This is a genomic window from Pseudomonas sp. MWU347, assembly GCF_017947305.1.
GTDB classification, from domain to species: Bacteria; Pseudomonadota; Gammaproteobacteria; order Pseudomonadales; family Pseudomonadaceae; genus Aquipseudomonas; species Aquipseudomonas putida_A.
This window is the reverse complement of record NZ_JAFGZB010000006.1, coordinates 187,473-210,805: the sequence shown is the minus strand read 5'-3', so window position 1 is coordinate 210,805 and position 23,333 is coordinate 187,473. Positions and strand designations below refer to the sequence as shown.

Here is a 23,333-nt window from a genome sequence, read left to right as displayed (position 1 = left end):
CCGAGTCTATTCTGTCTAGATTCTAAAACGCGCTACTGTCTCGTGCAGTGCTCCTGCCATCTGCGCCAGCTCCAGACCCGCTGTATGGGTGTGCTGGGCCCCCACCAAGACCTGTTCGGACACGTTACGAATCCCGACCAGGTTGCGATCCACCTCACGCGCCACTAAAGCCTGCTCCTCCGTGGCACTCGCGATCAGCAGGTTGCGCTCATTGATCTGCGAGATCGACCGGGCGATCTCTTCCAGCGCATCGCCGGAGCGTTGCGCGACTTCCAGAGTCGACTGCACCAAGTGACTACTGCTTTGCATGGCGTTAACAGCGTGCACGGTATCGAGACGAATAGTGCCAATCATCTGTTCGATTTCCTGAGTCGACATCTGAGTGCGATGGGCCAGCGCCCGCACCTCGTCGGCGACCACCGCAAAACCACGTCCGGCATCGCCGGCACGCGCTGCTTCAATTGCCGCGTTGAGGGCCAACAAATTGGTTTGATCCGCAATGCTGCGAATCACGTCCAGCACCGTGCTGATATCTTGCCCCCCCCTGGCCAATTGCTGGATACGCTCCGAGGTATCCGTCATGCCGTCCGCCAGCGCGCCTATCGAGGACACCGTTTCCTGAACTTGCTCACGGCCGCGTTGCGCGGTTTGCTCGGACACTTGGGACGCCTCGCTGGTGCTGACCGCATTACGTGCGACCTCGTCGACGGCCACCGTCATTTGATTGACCGCCGCCGCAGCCTGTTCGATCTCCAGCCCCTGCAACTGCAAACTGCTACTGGTCTGGCTACTGACCGCGCTCAGTTCTTCGGATGAACTGGCCACCTGTGCAACCGACGCCGCGATGTGTTTAACCATCGCGTTCAAGCTCTGCTGCATCTGGTGCATGTTCATCATCACGCTATCGCCAGCACTTGCATTCACTGGCACTTGAATCGTCAGATCACCCTGCGCGATTTGACTCAATACCCGCGCAGCATCATTGGGTTCTCCACCCAAAGGTCGGGTGACACTACGCGTCACGATAACCGCAGCGGCGATGACCGAGGCCAGGCAGAAGACAAGCAACCCCAACATGTTCAGTCGTGCATCGTTGTACAGGGCCTGTGCCGACCTTTCACGATCGGCAAAGATCTGCCCCTGCATCATCATCAAGGCGTCCAGGCTTTTATAAACCTGCTGCTCGGCGGGGATGACGTGCTGTTTCAACTGCGTCATCGCGGCATCAAAAGCGCCTTGCCTGATCAACACCTGCACCTGGGTGAACGCAGAGACGTAAGCCTCGCGATTCTTTTTTAGGGCAGCATAGGCGGCCTTGCCATCCGGTAAATCGAACAACGGCTCAAGCGTCTCAAGTGCTTGGCTGATGCGCTTTTTAGTGGCATCGATGGCTTGTTGCGCTTGCTGATTCTCTTTGTCGATCAGCAAATCTCTGGTGTTCCTGGCGTTGTCCCGCACACCGGTGGCAATGGCCAGGATCGGATCAATTTTCGGCCAGTCCTGTTTGACGATCACCATTGCCTGCTCTTTAAGCGTTGCCAAATCGTGCAACGCATAAAACGTCAGGCCTATCAGCACCAATGGTGCAATTGCAAAACCAATGGCGATACGTCGTGCCGTGCTTAACCTGGCCATATCAAATGCTCCCTGATTAATACCTGCCCGACGGGCAGCACATTGGAAAACTCAATGTGCCTATGAACCCTGTATCCGCCCTACCCCTGGTCGTTTTAATGTCCACGGATATAGTGCTCCAGTTGCCGGATCAGGTCGGCTTGCTCGACGATGGCTTCTTTCACCAGATCACCAATCGACAAGAGGCCAATCAGCTGATCACCTTCCAGCACCGGTAAATGGCGCAGATGACTGTCAGTCATGACCATCATGCAACGCTCGATACTCTGCTGACTGTCTGCCGTCACGACGGGCGCACTCATAATGGCCCCGACCGGCGTACCGACCGAAGAGCGGCCCTGCAGAACGACCTTGCGTGCATAGTCGCGTTCGCTGATAACGCCAACAACCCGCCCCTCCTCTATCACGGGTAGAGCCCCCACATTCTTTTCAGCCATCAACTTCAGCGCTTCAAGCACCATCTGATCTGGCCCGATGCTATGCACCTGCTGGTTTTGCATGACCTTCAGTTTCAGCAATTGTGCGGCTGTTTTCATACGCGCCTCCGAAACTAACTGCGGTTAAAAAAGCAAAAAAAAAGACGCCTGAAACCATTTGGTTCCAGGCGCCTTTGCCTGTTCTTTTGCTGTGTTAAAGCCAGACTTCCCTGCCTGATGCACCAATGTCCCCCTGCCCTGTTCGGCCAATCGATCGTCGTTGACCGAGGGGGCTGTCCTGAGGAATACGCTCCAGGTGAATCTGATGTGAACCTGGCAGGCTTTGTGCCAGCCGGCAGCAGAGAGACTTCATCCTATGTGCAAGTCCAGGCTCCCGAGCTAGAGATGATTGTCACGGCGACGGCGATCCAGGTGCGTTTCAGTGAGGGTGAGTAGACTTCTCAAGAAAGCGAAATGCCAAAGGTGCAAATCGAGATGCCGGAGCTTTTGGAGGCGAAAGTCCATTGTGCCGCTACCGTCTGGTGCACGTTGTTATGCATGGCGCTTTAAAAAAGTGCATGTACCGGTCGACTCCATCGCTCGTTAATATTCAAGCCCATTTCTGACAATCCATATTGCAAGTCCCAGCACCTTCCATGCTGCCTCCCTCAATGCGCACCAGTTAGATATGCGGCGTACGGATGACCAACACATACAAGAGCCTTGGAAGATGCGATTTGAAGCTGCAAGTGCAGGCTCGACTCGTTTGCGCGAAGGCAGTAAGGCTCGACTCTAATACTTCGCTGTTCGAGTATCTGGATAGTTTGAAGAAAAAGCGGGTGCTCCGTGGTCGACTGGATTGCCGCTAACTGGTTGATTTGCCAGCGGCAACGCCATTTTTTAGAATTGAATACTCACCATGACCCAACGGCTGAGAGTCCTGTGAGTTTAATTTCAGTCAATTGGCCTTGATCACTCATTAACGGCAGGGTGCCCTTCATCTTCTTTGGTGGACGTTTAAACCACTGAAGACATGCATTCGCCAGATCCCCCATTTCGGCATTCCGGGCTCCCCTCAAGCCTAGCTCTAAAGTTAACTTCGCATTTGGCTCAACATAATAGTCACCCTCTACCATCAAATGCTCATGAGAGTGCGCCATGAGCTCTTTGGGCTTTTGGAACATCTTTCTCGGCAACTTAATGTTGCTACCGAGATCTGCAAGATACTTGCGATACACTGGCGCAGTAAAATCAATAATATGGTGTTCTGTTTCTACCCAGCAATGAAACCCCTTTAGGGTTCCTATGAAAACTCCACTTTCATCTCGCTCGGCAAAGCAAAGTACGGTATCCGTCGTATCATCTACTCTGAAAAAAGCAGCTCCCATTAGTGCCCGTGCAGGAATTCCTAGTGACCTTTCCAGAAGAAAGGCCCCTACAGTATTGTAGAAAAGGCAAGACGCTCGTGACCTGTCATCAAATGCAGTAGATACAGAGTGAAGAACTTGAAAAATACGATTGTATTCGGGAATAGATATTGCCAGCTCACTTTTCTTCATTCCAGTACTCCACGTTTTTTAAAAAATCTTTTCGGATCAAGCAGCGGAGCAAGAAGGCTTAGTGGACTGGAGGTTCCCACCCCTCGAAGTGCTTTAACGCGTCCAAATCACCGATCAGTTCTTTTGCTCTATCCAATCGTTCCATGACGACTTTGCGCTCTTCATCTCCAAGCTTCAGTGCAGATTGCTCGATGTCGTCAAAGAAAGCTCGAATACTGTTCACCTTCGCCCAAGCCTGAATCACCGCATCAAGTCGATCACGGCTATCCTGGATCACCTTGAGTCGCCGTTTTTCCTCGCCTTGTCGCCGCCTATCCTCACACTCCAGTAAAAACTTCTGATGCTCGCGCTCGCTCCGTTCACGCTCAACTTCGACTCTGTGGGCCAGCACCGGGGCCTCCGCAATCAGTAGCTTGATGATGCCGGCAATTTTGCTGACCAAGTCGCCGGGCTTGTCTTCGATCCAACGACGCACCCATTCTGCGCGGTAGTAGGGAGAATAAACCTGTAGGCAAAGGCGTCCGGTGGGCATGTCATCGCTCATTACCCAACCATCATGAAAAGGAGATCGTCGTTGACTGGCGGGAAGTGAGTTCAGTCGCACGTATTGCTTACCGACACTCTTTACCGGCACGTATTCACTGACCTCGTAGATGGTTAAACCGAATTTGACGCTTCCCATGTAAACCACAGTGGGGCGCTGCGGTTGCCAGAGTGCAGGATGAAAGTACCTCTTCGATTCCTTTTCTCGGTGATCCACGGGCTCACGACTCATATGTGTTGCGGAATCAGAGAGCGCTACGGAAAAGCCTTTTTTCATCAGTGCCAAGTACAACTGATTGGCAAAGTCCACGGCATGGGCAAGTCCGGTGCGGCTCACGATGAGATCTGCCATGGAACGTTTTGTCGGGCGCAAATAACCGTTCTCGCTTTCCCTCACCTTCTGGAAATGCTCTTCGATACCCAGCAACAATGGGTGTCTACGAGGTAGCGTCGCATTGATACTTACCGCTTCGCGGCCCAATTTCCGTGGTGCTTTGGGTAAGGTCTGTGAAACCTTGAGAGGCGCGCCATTGCGACTCCAGGCGATGAGTGCGCCTGGCAGCGCTGCTGGCAGAGTTGGGCGAGCTTTTCCTTTTCCCGCCGCAATCTGAGCCCAGTACCCCACCGGCGGTCGAGGGATATTCAAGCTGGTATAGACCCGAGCCAAGTAGCTGGAGGAAACGCCATATCGTTCCCCGACTTTGGTCATCGGCGTTGACCAGGCCTGTTCGAATAGCGACTCTCTTGTCACGATGTCTTCGGACGGGTCATCGGCTGGAATGTGAGCGTCTGGTGTGTCGTCCATGGATAAGCGCTTCGAGAGAAGTGATCGTCAGGTTTAGGTTATGGCCAGATCATCCTAGCCCACTTACGAACGCCCATGACTGTCCAATGGGAGCAACATCGAGGTACGAGTAGCGCACCGCCTGCACAGTGACAGCACCGGACAAGGCAATTACAATTTGATTAACATCCAGCGACTTAAGCGATCGAATACTCCATGGAAAGCAAGACTGCACGCCTCACTGTACTCATTGATCCCGTCAAGAAAAAAGCTTTCGAGGAGCTCTGTGCTGCACAAGACCTGACGTCTTCGCAGGTTGTCCGCCAACTGATTCGTGACTATCTGGACACTCACGGGGCCACCTATTCGACCAAGAGTAAGCATGCCGCCAGTACCAAGTCGTGACCCACTCTCATCAGTTGGACACTAGAGGGTCGACTTACCCTCTACATGACTGACAGCTTCAGTCAGCGCGGTGTTGAAGTCGGCGTGGTAATGCTCCGTGCCAATTTCTTTTAGGATCCCCACCCTATCCAGTTTGCCGAACACCTTCGTGTTCGCTTCACAGAGTTTTGTCACGATGTTTCGCTTGTGCAGCTGCTGAATGACCTCCTCCAATACTTGCAAGCCGGTGATATCCATAAACGGTACGCGCTTTAGGCGGATAATCAGCAGGTGTGGGTCGGTATGGGTCTGTGCCAACACACGCTCGAAGGTCTCAGCCGCACCAAAGAACAGCGGCCCTTCAATCGTATAAATCAATATCCCGGGTGGCAGTTGAGCATGCCCATTAGCCCTCAGCTCTTCTTCAAGCTCGTGCTCGACTACCTGTTGCACCTCCACAGATGAGGCCATGCGGCGCATGAAGTGCAGCATCGCTAAAATGACGCCGATATTCACGGCGATCACCAAGTCACTGAACACGGTGAGGCTGAAGGTGATGAGCAGGATAGCCACGTCTGCGCGTGGGGCTCGCTGGGCCATGCGCTTGAAGTGTTTCAACTCGCTCATGTTGTACGCGACCACGAACAAGATAGCGGCCAAGGCGCACAATGGGATATTTGAGGCCAGAGGTGCCAGGAACAAAATAATAAGCACCAAGGTGACCGCGTGCGTAATGCCGGCCAGTGGACTTGTGCCGCCGTTACGGATATTGGTTGCAGTACGGGCAATGGCTCCAGTAGCGGCGAAACCGCCGAACAATGGCGTGACCAGATTAGCCACTCCCTGACCGATCAGTTCCTGATTGGAATCGTGCTTAGTGCCCGCCATGCCATCGGCCACCATTGCGGACAGCAGCGATTCGATTGCTCCAAGCATGGCGATAGTGAACGCAGGGCCAATCAGATCGATGACGCGAGACAGCGTTATTTCAGGCAAGCCCAACGCTGGAAGGCCTTGGGGTATGCCCCCAAATGCGCTGCCAATCGTGGCCACCCCCTCGAAATGAAAGGTTGACTGTATCGCTGTAGCTACCGTCATTGCGACTAGCGGGCCCGGTACCCGTTTGAGTCCAGGAATTTTGGACGAGGTGATGACCAAGAAAAGACTGAAGGCGGCCAACAGGGTGGTGGGCACATGAAGATCCGGAAGCACCTGGAGCAAATGCCAGAGCTTTTCGTGGAAGTGCTCTCCAGTGATCGTCGGTAAACCGAAAAAGTCCTTCCACTGTCCAACCCAGATGATCACGCCGATACCAGCGGTGAAACCGACGATCACCGGATCGGGGATAAACTTGATGATTGCACCGAGCCGGGCAATCCCCAGCAATAACAACATGGCACCCGCCATCATCGTGGCGATTTGCAGACCGTCAACGCCATGCTTGGCCGTGACTCCCGCCAGTATCACGATGAACGCACCTGTCGGCCCAGCAATCTGCAAGCGGCTCCCCCCAAAGAGCGAGACCAGCAGACCACCAATGATCGCGGTGTAGATGCCTTGCTCAGGCTTGACGCCAGACGCAATGGCAAACGCCATTGCCAGAGGGAGTGCCACGACCCCAACGATCAAGCCAGACACCATATTGCGAAGCCAGTGCCCTCGCCCCAACAACCCCGCTTTCCATGCTTCACCTATCGCAATCATGGCTAGCTCCTCAGTGGATGCATGTGCATAATATTAACATACAGTGATAATTGAAATGCCCTAGATCCACTGCTTCGTGCGGCTGGAGATGTCTATAGTGAAAGCTCAGATGGAGCTGGGCGGGCATGCACTGCCAATAGAGAATTTTGAGAACGCGCGTAGCGTGGTGACAGACATGAATCGTCAAGCTGTGAAAACCAAACATGCCGAAGGCGTGACCTTCGACACCCATGTGATCGCAAACCCGACCAACCCCAAGGAGTGGATTGTGTTCTTCAAGAAGGATGCCGGGAGAAGTTATTTCCTGGTTGATGACAACGAGGAGGTCGAGTCTTTCGGGCATCTGGATGACTTGATCGCCGAGCTTCGAGACCTGGGCCTCAAGACTGCTGAAATCCACTTTTAACCGTTGGATCACGCCGTGGAGACATGATCATGTCAGTAAAAATCGAGTATCTATCCAGTCAAAGCGACGCTTTTTGGTCTGTAGTTTTTGGCAACAGACGCGTGCAGTTTCGAGATGAAAAGAGTGCTCAAAACTATGCTGCCAAGCTCAAGGAGAGAATCGAGGCGCCGCATGCTTACCCTCGACGTGATCAGCCAGCCAACAGTCGTAGTCGATAGATACCGACGAGATTGAGCGAATGCCCGGGCGATCCATCCAGGTCACCGCCGGCCATAGTCTTTCAATGACGTTCCAGCCGAAGTGGCTTACTCAATTTCAGCAGCACAATGAGCAGTTCAATGCTTGAGTGGTCGCCGCTAACATCCACGACGCGGTCATTGCTTTAGCGGAGGGAAACTGCGATCTGATGATCGTCTATCACAACCCTCTAGCACCTATCCTTTTAGACTCGGAAAAATTTTGGCTTACGTTGGGACATGACGCCTTTGTCCCTTTGTACGCACCCAACAAGAATGGGAAACCGCGATATCCGTTACCGGGTACCTCAGATTCAGGTCGGTACTCAGGGCGGCTCGGTTGCATTCACTTCAGGTTTTAATCGCCCCAGACTTCGCGATTGTAGACCTGTTCACTCTCAGACTTGAAAGCCGGGAAATTCATATCCCGCATAATTCTGCCAATCTCGAAAACTGCGGCCTTGCGAGCGTCTTCGACAGGAGCCACCTGGTCACCAGTACTGGCGTCCAAAAAGTACCGTCCATCACAATGCAGTTCGTCGAACAAGAACCCCATGTCAAAAACGTATTCAGGTGCGATCTCGCCCTCACCCGCTAATATTCCAGCGGTGATGGAATGATTGCCTCCGTTAACAAAGCCAATACCCCAAGGCAACCACAGTTCGACCTGATGGTTTTCATCTTGGCTCCAAGGCCCTTGATAGCCTCGATTCCACTGGTTCCCAGCGTCAACAGCCTTGCCAGATCCAATCGTCGCGAGTGCATCGACATATCGGCCGAAATCCCAAGCCCAAGGCAGTACAATGTCACGCGACAACTTTAGACTAAAGGTCTTGCTATCCAGTCTTACGCCTCGCAAATTCATGCCATCAGGATGAAACATCAGATCACGTACAGCCTCCCCGAAAAACTTAAAAGACCCAATCGTAGGTACAGCATCTTGTCCGCGCTCAGCCACACCTAAAAGATGCTCTGATTGCAACGGGCGCAAAATGGCCCGTATCAGGTCGACCAACCCACGCGGATTGGTTTCAGCAATGAGTTTGGCCGTTTTTAGGAGATGCTCAAAACAAGCGAGTTGTTCCGGTTCCAGGTGTTCCATTTGCATTTCCCTGATGACTATCTTGCTATCAACTGCTCTCTGCAAAGCGCTATGAATCATGCCCGACTGTTGAGATTCCGCACAACGCAACTACCAGTGAAGATGCAAAAATCGATTTTTTCAGCGTTCCAAATACTATCGATAGCGAGTGACATCCCTGCTCTTTATTGAATTCATGGTTTCCATACACGTAAAGCACAGGACAATCGAATACCTCCTAGCCCACTCCACGCCTTTCGCTTTGGTGTGAACATCACCTGCAGAATGACCAGGTCAGCATCGATCGCCCCAGGATCAAATGACGAAAACTCAATGTGCAGATCAGAATAAATTCTGACTTTCATCGCAAGACCATTTTTGGGTGAACAGGTTGGATTCGCCCTATGACTAATCCCACAGTGCACTCGCCTCGACGGAATGTGCCGGCGCAAAGGCCAAGCATCAGGATGCCGAGAGTGCTGCTCTCAATACCGTGACGGCGAGTAGGCTGGTGTGCTTTCGCGAACCACGGCCAGCCAATATGTACAGCATGTCTTTGGTTTCAAAAAAACAGTCGTCAAAAAAGACTTGGAACGACGTACTGACACTATCCCCTGGCAGGTTTCTGCCGCTACTGTCTTCGATCACACACTGGGCATAGAGCACTACCGGCTGCTGTCCGGCTGCTTTGTTTTCCTTGCGCATGGGCTCACTGAGCATCACATCAAGCAACATCCAATTGCGCACGATGCAGTAAGGTTTGCAAGGAAAGGACTCCCGAGTAAGCCGGATGAGCTCCTCATCGTTCAGCCAAGAACCGTGCAACGGCTGGGCACTGCCATAAAACAAATCACCTAACAGGTCTGAATCCGACACCACCGGAGCGAGCTCACGCGTAGACATCCCGTCGCAAGGCAGATCAGGGGTAACTGTTTTGTTCAATTCATCAATACCTAAAGGACAACCGCATACGAAATAGCTCCATCCAGCCAGGCTTCGATTTGGATTTAAATTGATGATCCTGTGTCGAGCCCGCTGGAATAGAGCCTCCTACTCACATCTTGGCGATTAATTATGCTGGCTTTGATCCGCACATATCAACATCTAGATTTGAGTGGATCATCCTGATCGCGGCATATCCATCCGTTTTAACCAATCGGAAAGAAATGCCTGTGCGAAATGCTTTGGCTACCGTACTCAAGCTGCTGCGAAAAAAGCGCGGCCTCACGCAGCATGATTTCGCAACCACGATCGCGCAGTCGCACATAAGCCATATCGAGAACGCGAAGACCTCCCCTACCACCGATTTACTCGATGACCTGTGCGCTACTCTGAACATCCATCCCGTCGCCTTCATGGCACTTGTCCATGCTGCACAGTCGGGTAGTGCAGCTAGCGAGGTGCTGGAACAGGCCAAAGTGGATCTAGAGGCTATGTCTCTTCTGGATAAACACCTGAGTGCCGAACCTGATTTGTCACCGCACCCTCGAATCACGCAAGCTGCTGAGGTTTGGCGCTCCGTCCAGCAAATGAAGGCACAGGGTCATTCTCGGGCGGAAACAGCGAAGGTACTAGGTGTTGCGAAAACTACCGTTCAGCGCTATTGGAATCGTCAAATAGATAGCTGACATCAGCGTCGTTTTTATCGTTACACCGCCTTTTACGTACTCACTGCGCTCCCCATCACTAACGTGAGTCCGTATGACCCTTTCCTCACAGCGATCCTCAGGTAAAGGATTCGTCTTCAGGTCAGACTCATCAGCGCTGCTATGCTTTGGATTTTCTTGAATGGAATCGATCAACATGGCGAGCGAATACTCACTTTCTGACGTATTGGAAAGGATCTACAGCAATCAGCTGGCGTTAGAAGCCGCCATCATGGAGCTGACGTTGTGGGCAGAGAAGCAGAATGCCATGGAGGTGGGCGAAAATGTCCGAGGCGCCTTGGATGCCATTGGCGAAAACGCTGGCCATATCAAACAGGGATTGGCACGCCTGCAAACAAAAACAGGCACATCAGACTCTTGAAAGGCTCAACAACCTAATCCTTACTGCTCGAAACGCAACCTGGGACGTTTGATCCTGTCACCACCAGGTTTGTGGTGGCACAGATCAAGCACTAAGGATGTCAATGTGGTTGACATCCAGATAGCTCATAAGTAACCTAGATTTGTACGTGTCTGGTGACAACCCTCTTCGGAGGAAAGACCTCTTTAGCGGCAACCTAAAACCCGCCGCAAAGAATCAGATACCCCGAACGCTGTACCTAAAAAACCACCCTTTCGGGTGGTTTTTTTCTGTCCAGAATATTCCCTTAGAGACGGCACGTTAGCTGCTATCCCTATGCCCCCCTCAAATTCGCTTTGCTGCGAAGCGCTATTCACTCAACCGAATAATTCGATTACGCAAGTCTCAAAGCAGTGAGCGCGTTACATTATTTTTTAGCTTAATCACTGAGGCCTGTACCGCCAAAATATATAATATAAGAAAGTGCCAACCGAAAAGCCCTCAGAATCATGACCAAACTGAATCGGTGATCGAAAGGGGTAAAGAGCTAATTTGGGAAGAGGTAATGCCCTTTTTACCTGCGCCACGACCTCGTTCACGTTTTTAGCCACCCAAGGGATAAAGCCTCATACGGTTCTTCCCATTAACAATCGTAACCATCGCCTTCCCCCTCATGAATCGAAGCAAGTCTCGCCTTGCTACAGAAGGATTTACCTCCTTGCGGCGCTCACAGGCCCTGAATGATTCGAGGCCCGCCTCACTACAAACCCACATGAAATGCTCGTTTGTATAAGAGTCAAGGTAGCTACCGGATAGCTTCGGATCTACCAGCTCAAGCACAGCTACAATCCTCGCATGATACATACGCAAACGAGCAATACTTTGTTCTGGGCTTGTAGGTGCTGGGCTCACAACCTTAATTGCTGCTGCTCCCGGTCTAAGTATCCTCTCCTCCATAAGGTCAGGGAGTTTCCAAACCGGTTCCCAATGTGCAATTCGGTTGCGCAGGTCGTTAATCAATAACTTGCGAGCTTCAAACCAATCACGATTACTCCGATGAGCCCAGTTCCGATTGGAATTCGGCACAACATCTTTCAACACAGCTCCCCAGGGCGTGACGGACTCACTGAGGATATTTGTCCAAAATCCAAAGGTTTGTTTTGAAATCACATCATCGGGCTTGGTGCGGGTCTTCAGCGTATTTTTTATGCTTTTCTTTGAATGATCTGAGAGCTGCACATGTTTATACCACTCGAAGGAGTCTGCACTTACGCCTTGTACGGCTTGAGAATGATATCGGCTCAATTCTCGATGATAGGCATTACGTAAGGTCACCTCAAGCAAATGAATGGCCGGAAGAAACGAACGCGAGATCTCTCCATTCCATTGGTAGCAACCATAAAGATCATAGTCGTCAACGGTGTTGAAATACGTTTTGTAGTTACCCAGCCGAATCGTGGAAAGGGCATTCAGGGTTGGTGCGATATCAACTGGACGCAAGATCGCCATCCTCTAGCTTCGACGAAAGGCGCAATTTTCACGTTAGTGCTTACAAATATGCAAGCGCTTAGTTTCAATATTTCTCCGAACACCGCTTTCAAGCACTCTAGTGCATGTTTTCAATCTTTTTTTGCTCAACCAACGCCCTATGTACAGCCACCCACCTAATAGAATTACATGAGAGGACTTTAGAGGCGGTCAGGAGTGTTCTAGTGCCAGCGGTTACCTGTGCGCACGGCAAAACCTTCGACGCTTTGGCCAGCATGTTTTCTTCAAAAAAGGGCGGTAATAGGAGTTTTCAGATACCGCAAGATTGCGTCCATTCCCTCTTGGATTCCAACACCTCCTGCCCTCCTGGCAAAAGCCATATCAGGCACCATGGTCGAATGCGATCATGGATCCAATATAATGATAGCATTATGCCCGACTCGTTGAAGATGGACATTAAAGGGGAAGGACTGGACACGCTGCACCTCCCCCGAACGTTCCGCCTTACACAGGAAAATGTACCAGTACCAAAACGGCGAACGTAGCGAATACTGAGCATCAGAACCCCATTTCCCCTCTGATGCTTACACCTGGCCAACCTCGATCATTTGTAGAAAGCCAATGTCCACATCAGAATTTGATCCAGAAAACCCTCAGCTATCCAAACCGGATACGCCGCCGCCTGAACAGCAGACTGACGCTTCGTTAGCTCACCTCTCATCCGCCCAGATCGAAGAAATCTACCAGCGCTACCTGACAGGCGAAAAAACATGCGATCTCATTAAAGAGTTCAACATCGAAACAAACCTGAACTCTTTACTGAAGCTCCTGCCTCCTATCGAACGTCACGACTTGATCTGTCCTTACTGCACCTCGCCTGCCACTGAGCGACGGCGACCAAAAACAGGAGGTCGGCCCGCACCAGCATGTACTGGATGTGCGCATGTATACGAAACTCGTGGTGAGTGGTGCGGCTGTGATGGCTGCAGGCATGAGTACATCTCCACGCTGAACGGCGATGGCATCCAGCGTAGAGTCCCATACCCAGAACTGACCATCAGAGAAAAAGTCACTCTGCTATCCGCACTTGCGCTCACGAAATACTGGCAAACATCCTACTTCTCATTTTATCAACTGAGAGTTAAAGATCCGAAGTTTGCACCCACTTCGGATTATCATTTGCGCTGCCGGAGCGAACTATTCAATAAGAAAATAATTTTGGTTTCCGAAGAGTCGTCTCACGAACAACTAAAATACAGCAGAGAATTCGACAACTTGGATATTCTCTTATGGCGTCCGAACGTATCCATAAGTTCAGCAACAGGAGCGCCTCTGGACATTGACGAACTGCAGATGATCCTTTCCGATGACCTAGCCGAAACTGGGGTGGACGCCGCTCCTGCGCTTATTGAGCTCATGTACGACCTAGCCATTGAAGAGCTAATGGAGTACTTGGCTAATCAAGTCGAAATGTCGTCGGTGAAATTTAAGGCATGGCCTTCAACGCGAGAAATATTAAAATCGCTGCTGCCTTCTAAATCCTTGAGCAATATATTTTTGTTTATCTGGCAAGCGGTAAAAAGTGCCGATGAAGCCTTCCGAAATAAACGCACCAACGGGGCAACCCATGCAGGCAATTTGATTCCAGCAAATATAAGCAAAGCCGCGGAAGCCTTTGAAGCGCGCGACCCCAAAAAATCTTCTGTTGAGTTCAAGCGATTGAGCCATTTAAAGCTGAGCGAATTATCAAAAACCATTTATGAACTGATACTAAGAGACCACGACGGGGCGTTCAAAATCCCCCTACCACGATATATTGATGAGGTAATGAGGCCAACGTTAGAAGGTATTGTCTCGGCGAAAAAAGCCAAGACCTTCCTCGACTGAAAACAGAGCTGACACCTTCGAGTCGGTGGGTTTACATGTCTTTTTCACAGGGTTCCTGCTAGCTCACGCACTGTGGTCAGATTAGGATTTTAAGGCGATGAAAGCACCAGTTACGCCACTGACGACGTCGAAGGAAAGGAATCTGGCACAACCGGGATGGTTATGAAACACGACCCAAATATCACAAAAACTCTGGGCCAAATGCCAGAATATCCTTGGATAAGGGGGCAGTAAACCGGATCAGAAAAACATGGATACCCAGGTCGACAGCGAGCACTATTGAGAAACGGTCATTGGCTGGATGACTATTTGGTTGTTCAGAAAGCAAAACTACTGGAAAGGGATCTGTAATGGGTGAATGGTCAAAGAAGCTTGGTGAGCACGGTGAAGATATAGTGGAATCGCTGATGAACCTAATAGGTTGGAAAGCACCACTAAAGGGAATCGACCTAGACTGCATTAAACCGACGCCGCACAGTTTAACGGGCACTCCTAGAAAGGAGCATGGGGTCGATTTCATATTCTCATGCGTTTCCCCTCTTGAAGATGATGTGCTAAAGCACTTGCTCATTTCATCGAAATTTACTGGAACCCAATACCCCGCGTCTCCTGCCAGTACGTTCAAAGATCATTTCGTCAACCTCGCTACCGCCTTAGAGTGCTTTAAGCGCTCACCTCAGAAAAAGAAGATCAATTCCAGCTATCAGGGTGTGAGCTCAGAAAGCCTTGCAGGAGTTCTTTTTTGGCTAAGCGGCACAGACGCTCCAGATGCCGACCTTGTTCAAAAAATAGCCAACTCACGCGGACTTGACGACTATAGTTACGGAACAATCTATTTAGTAGATAACTATAGGGCCAGCTTTTTATTCGATAGCATCACTTATGTCAAAACTGCTTATAAACCTGAGAACACCAAATTCATCTACCCTTCCACCGGCAAGAATGTAAGTCCAATAACCAGGCTCACAACGGGAACTATTCTGCCTGCTGAGTACTTGAACAGCGGGCTCATCCCATTCTTTGCTATTCAGTCAGATAAGAAAATACTGATCATTTGCTGCCAAGACCCTTTCAGCGAAGAGGCGTTAAAGCGCCTAATGGGCTTCTCCCTCACAATTGCTTTAGACTACCCAGATAAGGTGGTCATTGCCTTTCCCGATTATAGTTACGTCAGACATCACGAAGCAGCAGACATGGCCAAACTCACGCTAGCAAATACTGAATTTGCAAGCATCGTCGAAGTGACTTCGTACCAGTCGGACTTCAGAGGGTCAGCACAATGACAACTCATAATTTGGATTCTATCTTGCCTCAGGGAGAGGCTCTGCGCACATATCTTATTCAGCCATACATCGCAAAAGGCGATCTGAAAAATGTGTTGAGAAACAGAGGGGTTTTCCTTTCCGAGCAGGATAAAGAACAAAGTATCCCAGCACTCACGCTGTCGCTTATAAAGCCAAGTGAGTTTTCAGAGTTACAGCAGGCGTATTCGACGAAGGAAGACAACCCGAAGATCACCACGCAAACAATCAAATGGCAAGGTCAATCCTCGCTGATAGAAAGTATTCCTGATGAGATAAACGTCAATAAAATTCTCGACTTAGATTTTGAGAACTTTAAAGTCTTGGGCGCTCCAGACTTTTATCCCGTGGACGGAAATCCCGACATCATACGGATGGATTTCACCATTGAGCGCCTTGATCGTTCCAAAAGCTGGGCAGAAGCACGAAAGAACTTCAAGTCTTCCATCGAAATCAAAAAAAATATAGCCCAGGATGAATTGATCATCATCAGCACTCACACGGCGCCGGAAACGAAACTAACGAACAAAACCATTTCAAAACATTTGATCAATCACTTCAAGACAAACAAGCAGATAGATAACGACGAGAAAATAAAGTTAATCCGATTCAAGGACTTCACAAACGAAAATCGATTCGGCTACCTTCTTGGTTTGACCCAGTACAGCCGCATGCCAACAGTATCATTCATAGAAATTGTGGATATTGGGTTGGCACCTGACATCGAGAGGACACTCCCCAACGATCTAGATTGGATGAAAGATCGAATCAGAAGCTTAGACCTCAAAGGTATCAGCCTTGAAGAGTCAGAGTTCCTCTCAAACCCTGCATATCGACCATCCCTGTACCTCCATAGGCTCGATGCGAAATTCCGCTTTAGTACATCAGGGCTTGATGGGGAATGTGTGATCTCACTCGGATTCCCAGAGTTCTCTGCCGGACAAAACAAAGACAGTGAAATTGAGCTTCGAATCAAAACCATCACCTTTGAAAATATTCAAAGGGGCATGGATAAAAATGAGGCAAAGGAGAAAATCCTGAAAGAGCTTGAGCATGAAAAAATTGAGACTTTCAAAACGCTGTCTATCCAACCCAATCAGCAATAGCTGATTGGAACAGTTACCTGTGGTATAGGAACCCCCGATACCACAGGTTTAACCATGCCAGTCCATTTTCTGCATACCTATCAACAGAGCACTCGACCTGCCACATACCGCACAACGGCGAGTCTCGATAGCCAGCCTGTAACTTGCTCATCATCCACTGACTATCGCCCAGCACTGCCATTTGCCCTTTCCCTGGAGACTGAATGAAGGAACGAACACTCGACTGGCGTAATCGGCGCAGCTGGCTTGGATCGATTCGCTTCTACGCCAGCGATCTGTTGACAGAGCGAACCCGCCAACAGCTCAGACGAAAGCGCCCCATTGCTGGCCCGACGTGATGGACTGGCTGCCGAATCATGAGGATCTGGTACCAGAGTTTGGTGAGCGATTCTCGCAGTACTACAGCCACGTAAAAGCCTTCCATGGGTGTCGTCCTGAAAGCCTCAGCACTTACTATGCTCATGGCTTGCTGGGACAGGATGGTGAGCGCATAAAAAGCGCATTCAGGAAAATTTTCGCGGACGTCGACGCTTCCGATCTCAACCGAGCAATCGAAAGAATGGAGCGCCGAGATGGCTCTGAACGAGGGCGGATTTGGTTTACAGCAGACGATCGTCGAATGATGGAAGAGTTTGGCCATTACGCCATCCACGGCAGCGAATACTTGCTCGCTCTCGCGGCTAACCTAACGGTAGCCAACTCGAGTGAAGACTTCCGGTTACGCCTGCGGAAGGTAGGCGTTCCTACCGTTCTTGAGGTGAACATCCCTATGGCGCATGTTCCGCACTTCAACAGAATGGAAGTAGCGCGAATGATCCTGTCAGAGTGGGGGCAATTGGTAACAAGACAGCCCTTAGGTATGGGGTCAGCACCGTGCTATGTCGTCCATGATGACATCCCCCCCGAATGCATCAAGGCCCACTATCACCCTCAGCGGATTCGCGACTTTCACGGCTTCTCAAGTATGTACATCAACCACACCATCGAATGTGAAATGTGCTCGTAGGTTCTTGAGCCTGTCTGCGCCTAAGACTCCCTGAGGATTCTGGAAGCCTAGGCGCAATCTCATTTTTACACTCAGAGATGTTTCAGGATCTTGGTGAGCGCATCCAGCGTCCCAGGCTTGAACACGATCTTTCCTTGCTCATCGATCACCGTCCCTCTGTTGCCGACTTTGAGGCGCCAGGTGTTGAGAAACTCGTCAGACATCAAATGCTCGATCGCACGACGCTCCACCGGACTGAGTTTGTACTCTGTCCCGCTAGCGCTCCGATCATCAATCCGTATCTCCATTCCCGGAGGAATCAACTCCCGGTTGAGGCGTTCCGCCTCCGCCAATTTAGAGAGCGTGATATTGGCCATAAGCCGAAGTTTCGGATCTTCAATTTCATCGACCCATGAGTCAGCAGCCTTTGATTTCGGCACACGTTTACGCGCTCCCTGGCTACCCTCGAAGCACTTGATCAGCGTCCGATAGTTCTCACCCGTCTTGTTTCGGATGCTTTGCACCTTAGGGACGCCTCTCCCTGCCCCCAAGCGCGCAATGGTGGCGAACGAGAAGTCGGCGACTCCCCGTTCAACCTGCTCTTGGCAAACAGCAAATATGGCATCAAGCGTTGCCTGTTGCCTCGGCGCTTTTTCCTTCAGGTGGGCCAAGATCTCCTCTGGCGTCATACCATCACCTCCCGCACATCCAGCAATTGCGGCGTCTTCACGGTAAGCACTTCAATGAAGTCTGCCTGCGAGATTCTTTCATCATCACTCAAATCCTCCAGCAGAACCTGCCCCGTAACAACTTGATCGACACGATCCCAGCTTTTCAAACGCTGCAGCAAAAATTTCGTAACCTGGTTCCCTACGGCTAACTGTTCCTTTTCAGTCATGCTGCACAGTGACGGCCGAATTCGGTTGAGAAGCGCCATGTTGTCAAACATCTGAGAACGACGAGGCGTCGCAAAATCAGCTGAAGCCGACTGAAAAATACTCGCGTTGACACACACTTCGTTCAACTGCTGAAACAACGATGTTTGCTCGATTTCAACCATGATTTCATTTTGGTCATGCACAACAAGTCGCACCTGATCATCGTTGTCGCTAGCCTGCTCGGAAATCAGCGCTTTGCAGTCGTTGATCTGCTTGGTTAGCGACTGCATGTCACACAGGAACATGTCCATCTTCTTAGCAACCTGCTCCTTCTCGGACTCCAGCTTGTTCTTCTCAAGCTCGATGCGATCACGACTGCTGCTACTGTCGAAGGTGCTGCCCATCTGCTCCATGTCGTAATCAAGGTCATCCAACGCTGCAATCTTCGAATCACAATCACTGATCTCTTTCTCGAAATCGAGATACTGCTCTGACAGAAAAGTAAGACGAAGGGAGATTTCATTCCACAGTGAGAGCAGCCCGCCAAGAAACATCGGCCCAGTGACGAAGTGCCGGCAGCGAGTGCAATTCTGCATACCCAAGTAGCCCGCAGGTACCGGACTCCAGACCTGTGTTGCACCGATTGGAGAGCCCCCATCCTCGCAGCGTGATGCTCCGTATGGACACAACCCGTAATCACGCACCAACGTGCTACCGACATTCCCTGCCCTCAATGCCTGCAGCGCTTGCTCACTGTTGGCCACCAGCGTGTGTGCCAGCTCGTCCACCCTGTTTTGCTCAAGCATGTCTTGCGTCGTATAGACCTGTTCCCGAAGCGCCAGCTTCTGCCCCTCATCCATTCGCCGCCGCAACACTGCTGCACCGACCTTGACGTAATAAATACTCATGATCACCGAAGCATGGCCGGCGAGCTTCATGATGATTTCAATAGGAAGGCCAAACTCCATAACGTAAGCAGTGATCAGGCTTACACGCATGCTATGCGGGGTGTACTTGGAGTCGTAACGGGATAACGTGCTGTGGCTGCCCCCGAGCGCGAAAGTCGCCAAAGCCATCTTTTTAGGCTGGGTAAAATACAGCGCCGCCGCCAAGCGTTCAGCAAGGCGCGCCGAGTAAGCTGGCGGCTCCTCCTCTCTAAATGACCTGAACAGGAAGCAGTTTTTACCCTTCCTTTTGAGCTGCGTCTCATTGAGTTTAGTTCGCTTGCACTCCAACCATGGCATGGGGCGCTGGATGGGATTGTATTTCTCCTGCCATTTTCGAAGCCTGATCATCCAATAGACAAGCTCCTCCGGGATCCAGGGAACGTCATACCCCTTCCCCATGAAGCCAGTCTTGTTGGAAGTAAAATGCATCCCCCAACCACCATCGTCACAAAGTTTGATGAAACCCTGTTGGTTTTTGCGCTGAGCCAATGGGTTCTTGTTCTTGACCCAAACGACTTTGTCGTCCTGGAGATCAGCGATGTATTCATCGGCCTCACCGGAGTCGTTGTAGGCGATCTGACGACCACGCGCCGGAATGGAAACCAGCGCATAGGTGTGCATCCAATAGCCGGGGTACCACAAAAGAAATTTGTCGCCTTGCGTCTTGAACACACAATCCGGGTCGGATCGATCAATTAGGCTTTCATCAACCTCAAAGTAGTCAGCATCGAACTGATGGAGCGACGCCAGATCAGAAAAAGTCTTGGCATCGTTGGGCGCCATCCACTTCTTCATCGCGTCAACGTACTGAAACGCAAGTGCAGGCTTCGTCGACTCACTAGGGGCCGGCGTTCCGTCCCCTTTGTACTCCAGTGTTGCAAGTGGGTTGCTCGCACCATCTACCCTGACCAGTTCACCGGTATCCTCATCCTCGATGGTGAGCTCCCGCTTCAAAATGTCATTCAAGTAGGCGTTGACGACCAACAAGATAGCCCGACCGATTTGCCTGCTGGCCTGGTTCTCGATCAACTCCCGAAACGGCTTGATGTCGGTAGTTTTTCTTGTCAGAAACTCACGAGGAGTCCTGCCCAGGTCATAAGGCTCGATGAAGTGCCGGATAAACCGGCATAGGTTCGTCTCCTTTCCTGGCCCACCTCTCTGGGTTCTTAAAAAATGCTGGATGCTCGGGATCCATCCAACGCCACACCCTTGGACAAAATCTAATGTGTAAGGCTCCGGCTTGTCCAAAAAGACGTGCCAATTTTTCCATTGCGGATAGACCTCTTCAGGACTGCTAGGCATCCTCGGGTCTTTGAGCTTCGCCAGAAGTTCCCGATAATCCTTGATAATCGTACAACCGTGCGAAATTACAAGCTCCTGAAGTTCCTCGTAAGTGTAGTGGCGCGGAATGTTGCACAGGTCGTACCAGTCAATCCACTCATCAGCAAACATCCTGTCGGGATGGGCAGGTAACTGCGGATATTTCTTTCGAGCATTCTTGTACCCAACGCTGCTCTTTAATCCAATAATCTTCACTGCACATCGAACATCAGCCAAGCAGTAGTAATTATCCGGCAGCAGGAATGTAGTCCACCCCGGAAAGTCCTTGTATCTTGTGCCAGGATATTTAGGCAACCGTTCATCAACCGAGCAACCTTCCTGGTATTCCGTACTGGTGGTGAATCGATGGGGTGCAGCGACGTCCTTGGCCTCTTGCCAGCTTTCACAGCGTTTCAGATAAGGACTAACCCCAAACGCTTCAGGCCAACTTACCCAGTCTTTCTTATAAACCGAGTGAGGATGACCTGGTAGCTTCGGATCTTCCTTGTAACGAGTCTTGTATTCAACTTGCCCTGTAATTCCCAGGAGACGCACCGCCTCTACAAACTCTTCGTAAGTATCGTACTTTCCCTTGCCCGTTTTTGGAGTGTTATCGACCTTCAGGAAAAACGCCCACCCCTTCCACTCATCAGAGTAATACGATGGAGGATCGCCAGGCAGCAGTGGATCCTGAAAATAACGGGCCTTGTAGTCGGTTTTACTTTTGAATTCTAATTTTTGGCAGGCTTGTGATGCCTCTGCCATAGTGGCATACCGATCTGGCTTCGCTTGCCCACTGTACTCAGCAAATCCAAGGTAGGCTTCTCCGTAATTAGAATGCGGGCTTCCAGGAAGCTTAGGATCTTCTTTGCAGCGCGTCTTGTATTCAGGCCATGTTTTAATACCCAATCGAATGACGGCGTCGCGTGCCTCCTCAAAAGTCTTGTAATACTTACTACTGCTACCAACGTAAGCATCCCACCCCACATATTCCTCGCCATAGATCTTGGCAGGATTGCTGGGCAACCCTGGATACTCCTTATACCTTGCCAAATAGTCCTTATAAGACAACAATTTCATTTTTGAAGCAATTTCTGAAGCCTCAGCATAACTCAGAAACTTTTGAATTTTCTTCGACACAACACCACCCCATCAGCCTATGTTTTTCTAATTTTTATTATTATTATTTTACGATCTTCATGCATCAGACCTTTGAACGGCCATTTGCTATTTTTTCAGCATGCTCGAGACTTGCCCGTAGCTCCTCATCAGTTTGCTCCATATAAACCAAACATGAATCAGGATTTTTATGGTGCATCGCCTTTTGAATTTCCATCTGACTTAAACCGTAGGAACGCAATCGAAACCCGTAAGCATGCCTGTGACCATGCTCAGTAGTCCCCAAATATTTTTCGTGTTCCAAACCAATACGGCTTACCGCATTCTTGTGCTGTCTAGAAAAGTTTTTCAGAGTTTCAGGCTCACCTTTGTTATTTGTAAATGCATAAGGATGATCAGCATGCCTCGGTGCATTGACTCTCTGCTTTTCAAGGTAAAGCTCAAATGTAAGTAAAAATTCTTTCGCCATTGATACAGGTGAAAACTGCACCTGAAAGTAATTTTCCGAATTCGCCAATAGCGGTGCTTTCCAGCCGGCATGCAGCGCTTCGGATCTCGGATAATCAGTTCTGGGCTTCAAGCGATACCGACGAGCCAAGTACTCACGACGGGTACTATATTTTTCGTCAGGTGATGCACCGAATGAAGGATGATAAATCCTGACTACCGCTTCTCCCCGCTTTCTATCTACGATGATGTCGGACAGATAAAGCTGGAACGCCTCACTTTTCCTAACACCCCCGTAATGCATCAGCAACGTAAGAGCACGCCCCTTGTAGTCAATAAAGTCGTGCTTGGCGGCCGTCGGGTCTTCGCAACGACGTACCCAGCCATTCACCATCAGGTTATGAATTTCGTTCTCAGGAAACCTCTTCGTGATGCGGCCACTGGTTTTGGGTGTCCGGCCCGTACGCACACTCCGAACCTGCTCATTCATACTCCTGGCTTCGTCTGGATCACTCAGGTGCGATAGGAATACATGCGCTTCCTTGTTGTAGTAAGCGCACCAGTTCATCCGCTCCTCCGCACCAGAAGCCTTGCGAAATGGGTTCGCGCGCTTCGTGTGGTACTCAGGGCGATCAGCGAGCCAGTCGGTGTACTTGTTCAGGTGGAACATCAACGTGCGAAAGTCGTCAGGCTTTCTGGGCATCCAGTACAGGCCACTCGGGTCTTCCAGGGTCTCGGTGTTGATCGTCCCGAATTCAACAGATTGAGCAAAGGCCTCCAGCAAAGCCCTCGTATCCTCAAACCGACCCTGGTTTGCATTGATGTACTGAATCAGCAACTTCGTCGCGAACACGCTCCTTTCGCGCCAAGACTCGCTCTTGGTCAGCTCACTAGCCAGGTAACGAAGGTGCGAGATGAGGATCCCACCCTCGGTCAGCAGACCAGGTAGCTGGACTTCACGCCCCGTATCGTCGTTCCGGTAACGAACCTTCACCTTGGTCGCGTAAGACACTCTCCCACCCCCTCATCACGTCTGCCTGACTTCAATGCCCGACCTAGTATCTAGTACTGATTATGCGGATCTAACACAACCATAGCTG

At 50.6% G+C, this 23,333-nt stretch carries 19 protein-coding genes and 1 pseudogene; 9 read left to right on the top strand and 11 right to left on the bottom strand.

Annotation, left to right across the window (positions count from 1 at the left end; genetic code table 11):
- Positions 1-15: 15 nt before the first annotated feature.
- The 4 genes from KCG87_RS15145 to KCG87_RS15130 form a co-directional block, all read right to left on the bottom strand.
- Positions 16-1,635, bottom strand: coding sequence for a methyl-accepting chemotaxis protein (locus KCG87_RS15145; RefSeq protein ID WP_210558288.1), 1,620 nt, complete (start codon positions 1,633-1,635; stop codon positions 16-18).
- 95 nt (positions 1,636-1,730) lie between these two features.
- Complete coding sequence (locus tag KCG87_RS15140; protein ID WP_210558286.1) at positions 1,731-2,171, bottom strand: CBS domain-containing protein; 441 nt, start codon at positions 2,169-2,171, stop codon at positions 1,731-1,733.
- A gap of 794 nt (positions 2,172-2,965) precedes the next feature.
- Positions 2,966-3,610, bottom strand: coding sequence for a DUF2026 family protein (locus KCG87_RS15135; RefSeq protein ID WP_210558284.1), 645 nt, complete (start codon positions 3,608-3,610; stop codon positions 2,966-2,968).
- A gap of 58 nt (positions 3,611-3,668) precedes the next feature.
- Positions 3,669-4,958 (bottom strand): hypothetical protein, encoded by a 1,290-nt coding sequence (locus tag KCG87_RS15130; protein WP_210558282.1) that lies wholly within the window; start codon positions 4,956-4,958, stop codon positions 3,669-3,671.
- 195 nt (positions 4,959-5,153) lie between these two features.
- Here KCG87_RS15130 and KCG87_RS15125 point away from each other — a divergent pair, with 195 nt between their 5' ends.
- Positions 5,154-5,342: a ribbon-helix-helix protein, CopG family gene (locus KCG87_RS15125; protein WP_095946242.1), complete on the top strand. Its 189-nt coding sequence runs from the start codon at positions 5,154-5,156 to the stop codon at positions 5,340-5,342.
- Positions 5,343-5,363: 21 nt separating this feature from the next.
- On the opposite strand, the gene KCG87_RS15120 is transcribed toward KCG87_RS15125, so the two are convergent.
- Positions 5,364-7,025 (bottom strand): SulP family inorganic anion transporter, encoded by a 1,662-nt coding sequence (locus KCG87_RS15120; protein ID WP_210558280.1) that lies wholly within the window; start codon positions 7,023-7,025, stop codon positions 5,364-5,366.
- A gap of 175 nt (positions 7,026-7,200) precedes the next feature.
- On the opposite strand from KCG87_RS15120, the gene KCG87_RS15115 reads away from it, so the two are divergent.
- The gene (locus KCG87_RS15115) at positions 7,201-7,431 is read left to right on the top strand and encodes a hypothetical protein (protein ID WP_204123385.1); all 231 of its coding nucleotides are present in this window, start codon (positions 7,201-7,203) and stop codon (positions 7,429-7,431) included.
- A gap of 226 nt (positions 7,432-7,657) precedes the next feature.
- A pseudogene (locus tag KCG87_RS27465) lies at positions 7,658-7,978 on the top strand (LysR family transcriptional regulator); the annotation flags it as partial.
- Positions 7,979-8,025: 47 nt separating this feature from the next.
- On the opposite strand, the gene KCG87_RS15110 reads toward KCG87_RS27465, so the two are convergent.
- Positions 8,026-8,769, bottom strand: a complete 744-nt coding sequence (locus KCG87_RS15110; protein WP_210558278.1) for a DUF6710 family protein — start codon at positions 8,767-8,769, stop codon at positions 8,026-8,028.
- Positions 8,770-9,210: 441 nt separating this feature from the next.
- On the bottom strand, positions 9,211-9,690 hold the full coding sequence (locus KCG87_RS15105; protein ID WP_210558276.1) for a hypothetical protein: 480 nt from the start codon (positions 9,688-9,690) through the stop codon (positions 9,211-9,213).
- Positions 9,691-9,809: 119 nt separating this feature from the next.
- On the opposite strand from KCG87_RS15105, the gene KCG87_RS15100 reads away from it, so the two are divergent.
- Both KCG87_RS15100 and KCG87_RS15095 read left to right on the top strand, forming a co-directional pair.
- The gene (locus tag KCG87_RS15100; RefSeq protein ID WP_246881747.1) at positions 9,810-10,376 is read left to right on the top strand and encodes a helix-turn-helix domain-containing protein; all 567 of its coding nucleotides are present in this window, start codon (positions 9,810-9,812) and stop codon (positions 10,374-10,376) included.
- Between the two features lie 175 nt (positions 10,377-10,551).
- The gene (locus tag KCG87_RS15095) at positions 10,552-10,776 is read left to right on the top strand and encodes a hypothetical protein (protein ID WP_210558425.1); all 225 of its coding nucleotides are present in this window, start codon (positions 10,552-10,554) and stop codon (positions 10,774-10,776) included.
- Positions 10,777-11,358: 582 nt separating this feature from the next.
- On the opposite strand, the gene KCG87_RS15090 is transcribed toward KCG87_RS15095, so the two are convergent.
- Positions 11,359-12,255: an Abi family protein gene (locus KCG87_RS15090; RefSeq protein WP_210558275.1), complete on the bottom strand. Its 897-nt coding sequence runs from the start codon at positions 12,253-12,255 to the stop codon at positions 11,359-11,361.
- Between the two features lie 609 nt (positions 12,256-12,864).
- Here KCG87_RS15090 and KCG87_RS15085 point away from each other — a divergent pair.
- From KCG87_RS15085 to KCG87_RS15070, 4 genes are all read left to right on the top strand, one after another.
- Positions 12,865-14,130, top strand: coding sequence for a hypothetical protein (locus KCG87_RS15085; RefSeq protein ID WP_210558273.1), 1,266 nt, complete (start codon positions 12,865-12,867; stop codon positions 14,128-14,130).
- A 350-nt stretch (positions 14,131-14,480) separates the two neighbouring features.
- Positions 14,481-15,413: a hypothetical protein gene (locus KCG87_RS15080; protein ID WP_210558272.1), complete on the top strand. Its 933-nt coding sequence runs from the start codon at positions 14,481-14,483 to the stop codon at positions 15,411-15,413.
- On the top strand, positions 15,410-16,537 hold the full coding sequence (locus KCG87_RS15075; RefSeq protein WP_210558270.1) for a hypothetical protein: 1,128 nt from the start codon (positions 15,410-15,412) through the stop codon (positions 16,535-16,537). Before KCG87_RS15080 ends, KCG87_RS15075 begins: the two co-directional genes overlap by 4 nt.
- 337 nt (positions 16,538-16,874) lie before the next feature.
- Positions 16,875-17,543, top strand: coding sequence for a hypothetical protein (locus KCG87_RS15070; protein WP_210558268.1), 669 nt, complete (start codon positions 16,875-16,877; stop codon positions 17,541-17,543).
- 71 nt (positions 17,544-17,614) lie between these two features.
- On the opposite strand, the gene gmtX is transcribed toward KCG87_RS15070, so the two are convergent.
- The 3 genes from gmtX to gmtY all read right to left on the bottom strand — a co-directional run bounded on the left by gmtX (position 17,615) and on the right by gmtY (position 23,245).
- The gene (gene gmtX, locus KCG87_RS15065) at positions 17,615-18,211 is read right to left on the bottom strand and encodes a gamma-mobile-trio protein GmtX (RefSeq protein WP_210558266.1); all 597 of its coding nucleotides are present in this window, start codon (positions 18,209-18,211) and stop codon (positions 17,615-17,617) included.
- The gene (locus KCG87_RS15060; RefSeq protein WP_210558264.1) at positions 18,208-21,807 is read right to left on the bottom strand and encodes a VPA1269 family protein; all 3,600 of its coding nucleotides are present in this window, start codon (positions 21,805-21,807) and stop codon (positions 18,208-18,210) included. The genes gmtX and KCG87_RS15060 overlap by 4 nt, the downstream gene beginning before the upstream one ends.
- 64 nt (positions 21,808-21,871) lie before the next feature.
- Entirely contained in the window at positions 21,872-23,245 is a 1,374-nt protein-coding gene (gmtY, locus tag KCG87_RS15055; protein ID WP_210558262.1) for a gamma-mobile-trio recombinase GmtY, read from the bottom strand.
- Positions 23,246-23,333: the final 88 nt, after the last annotated feature.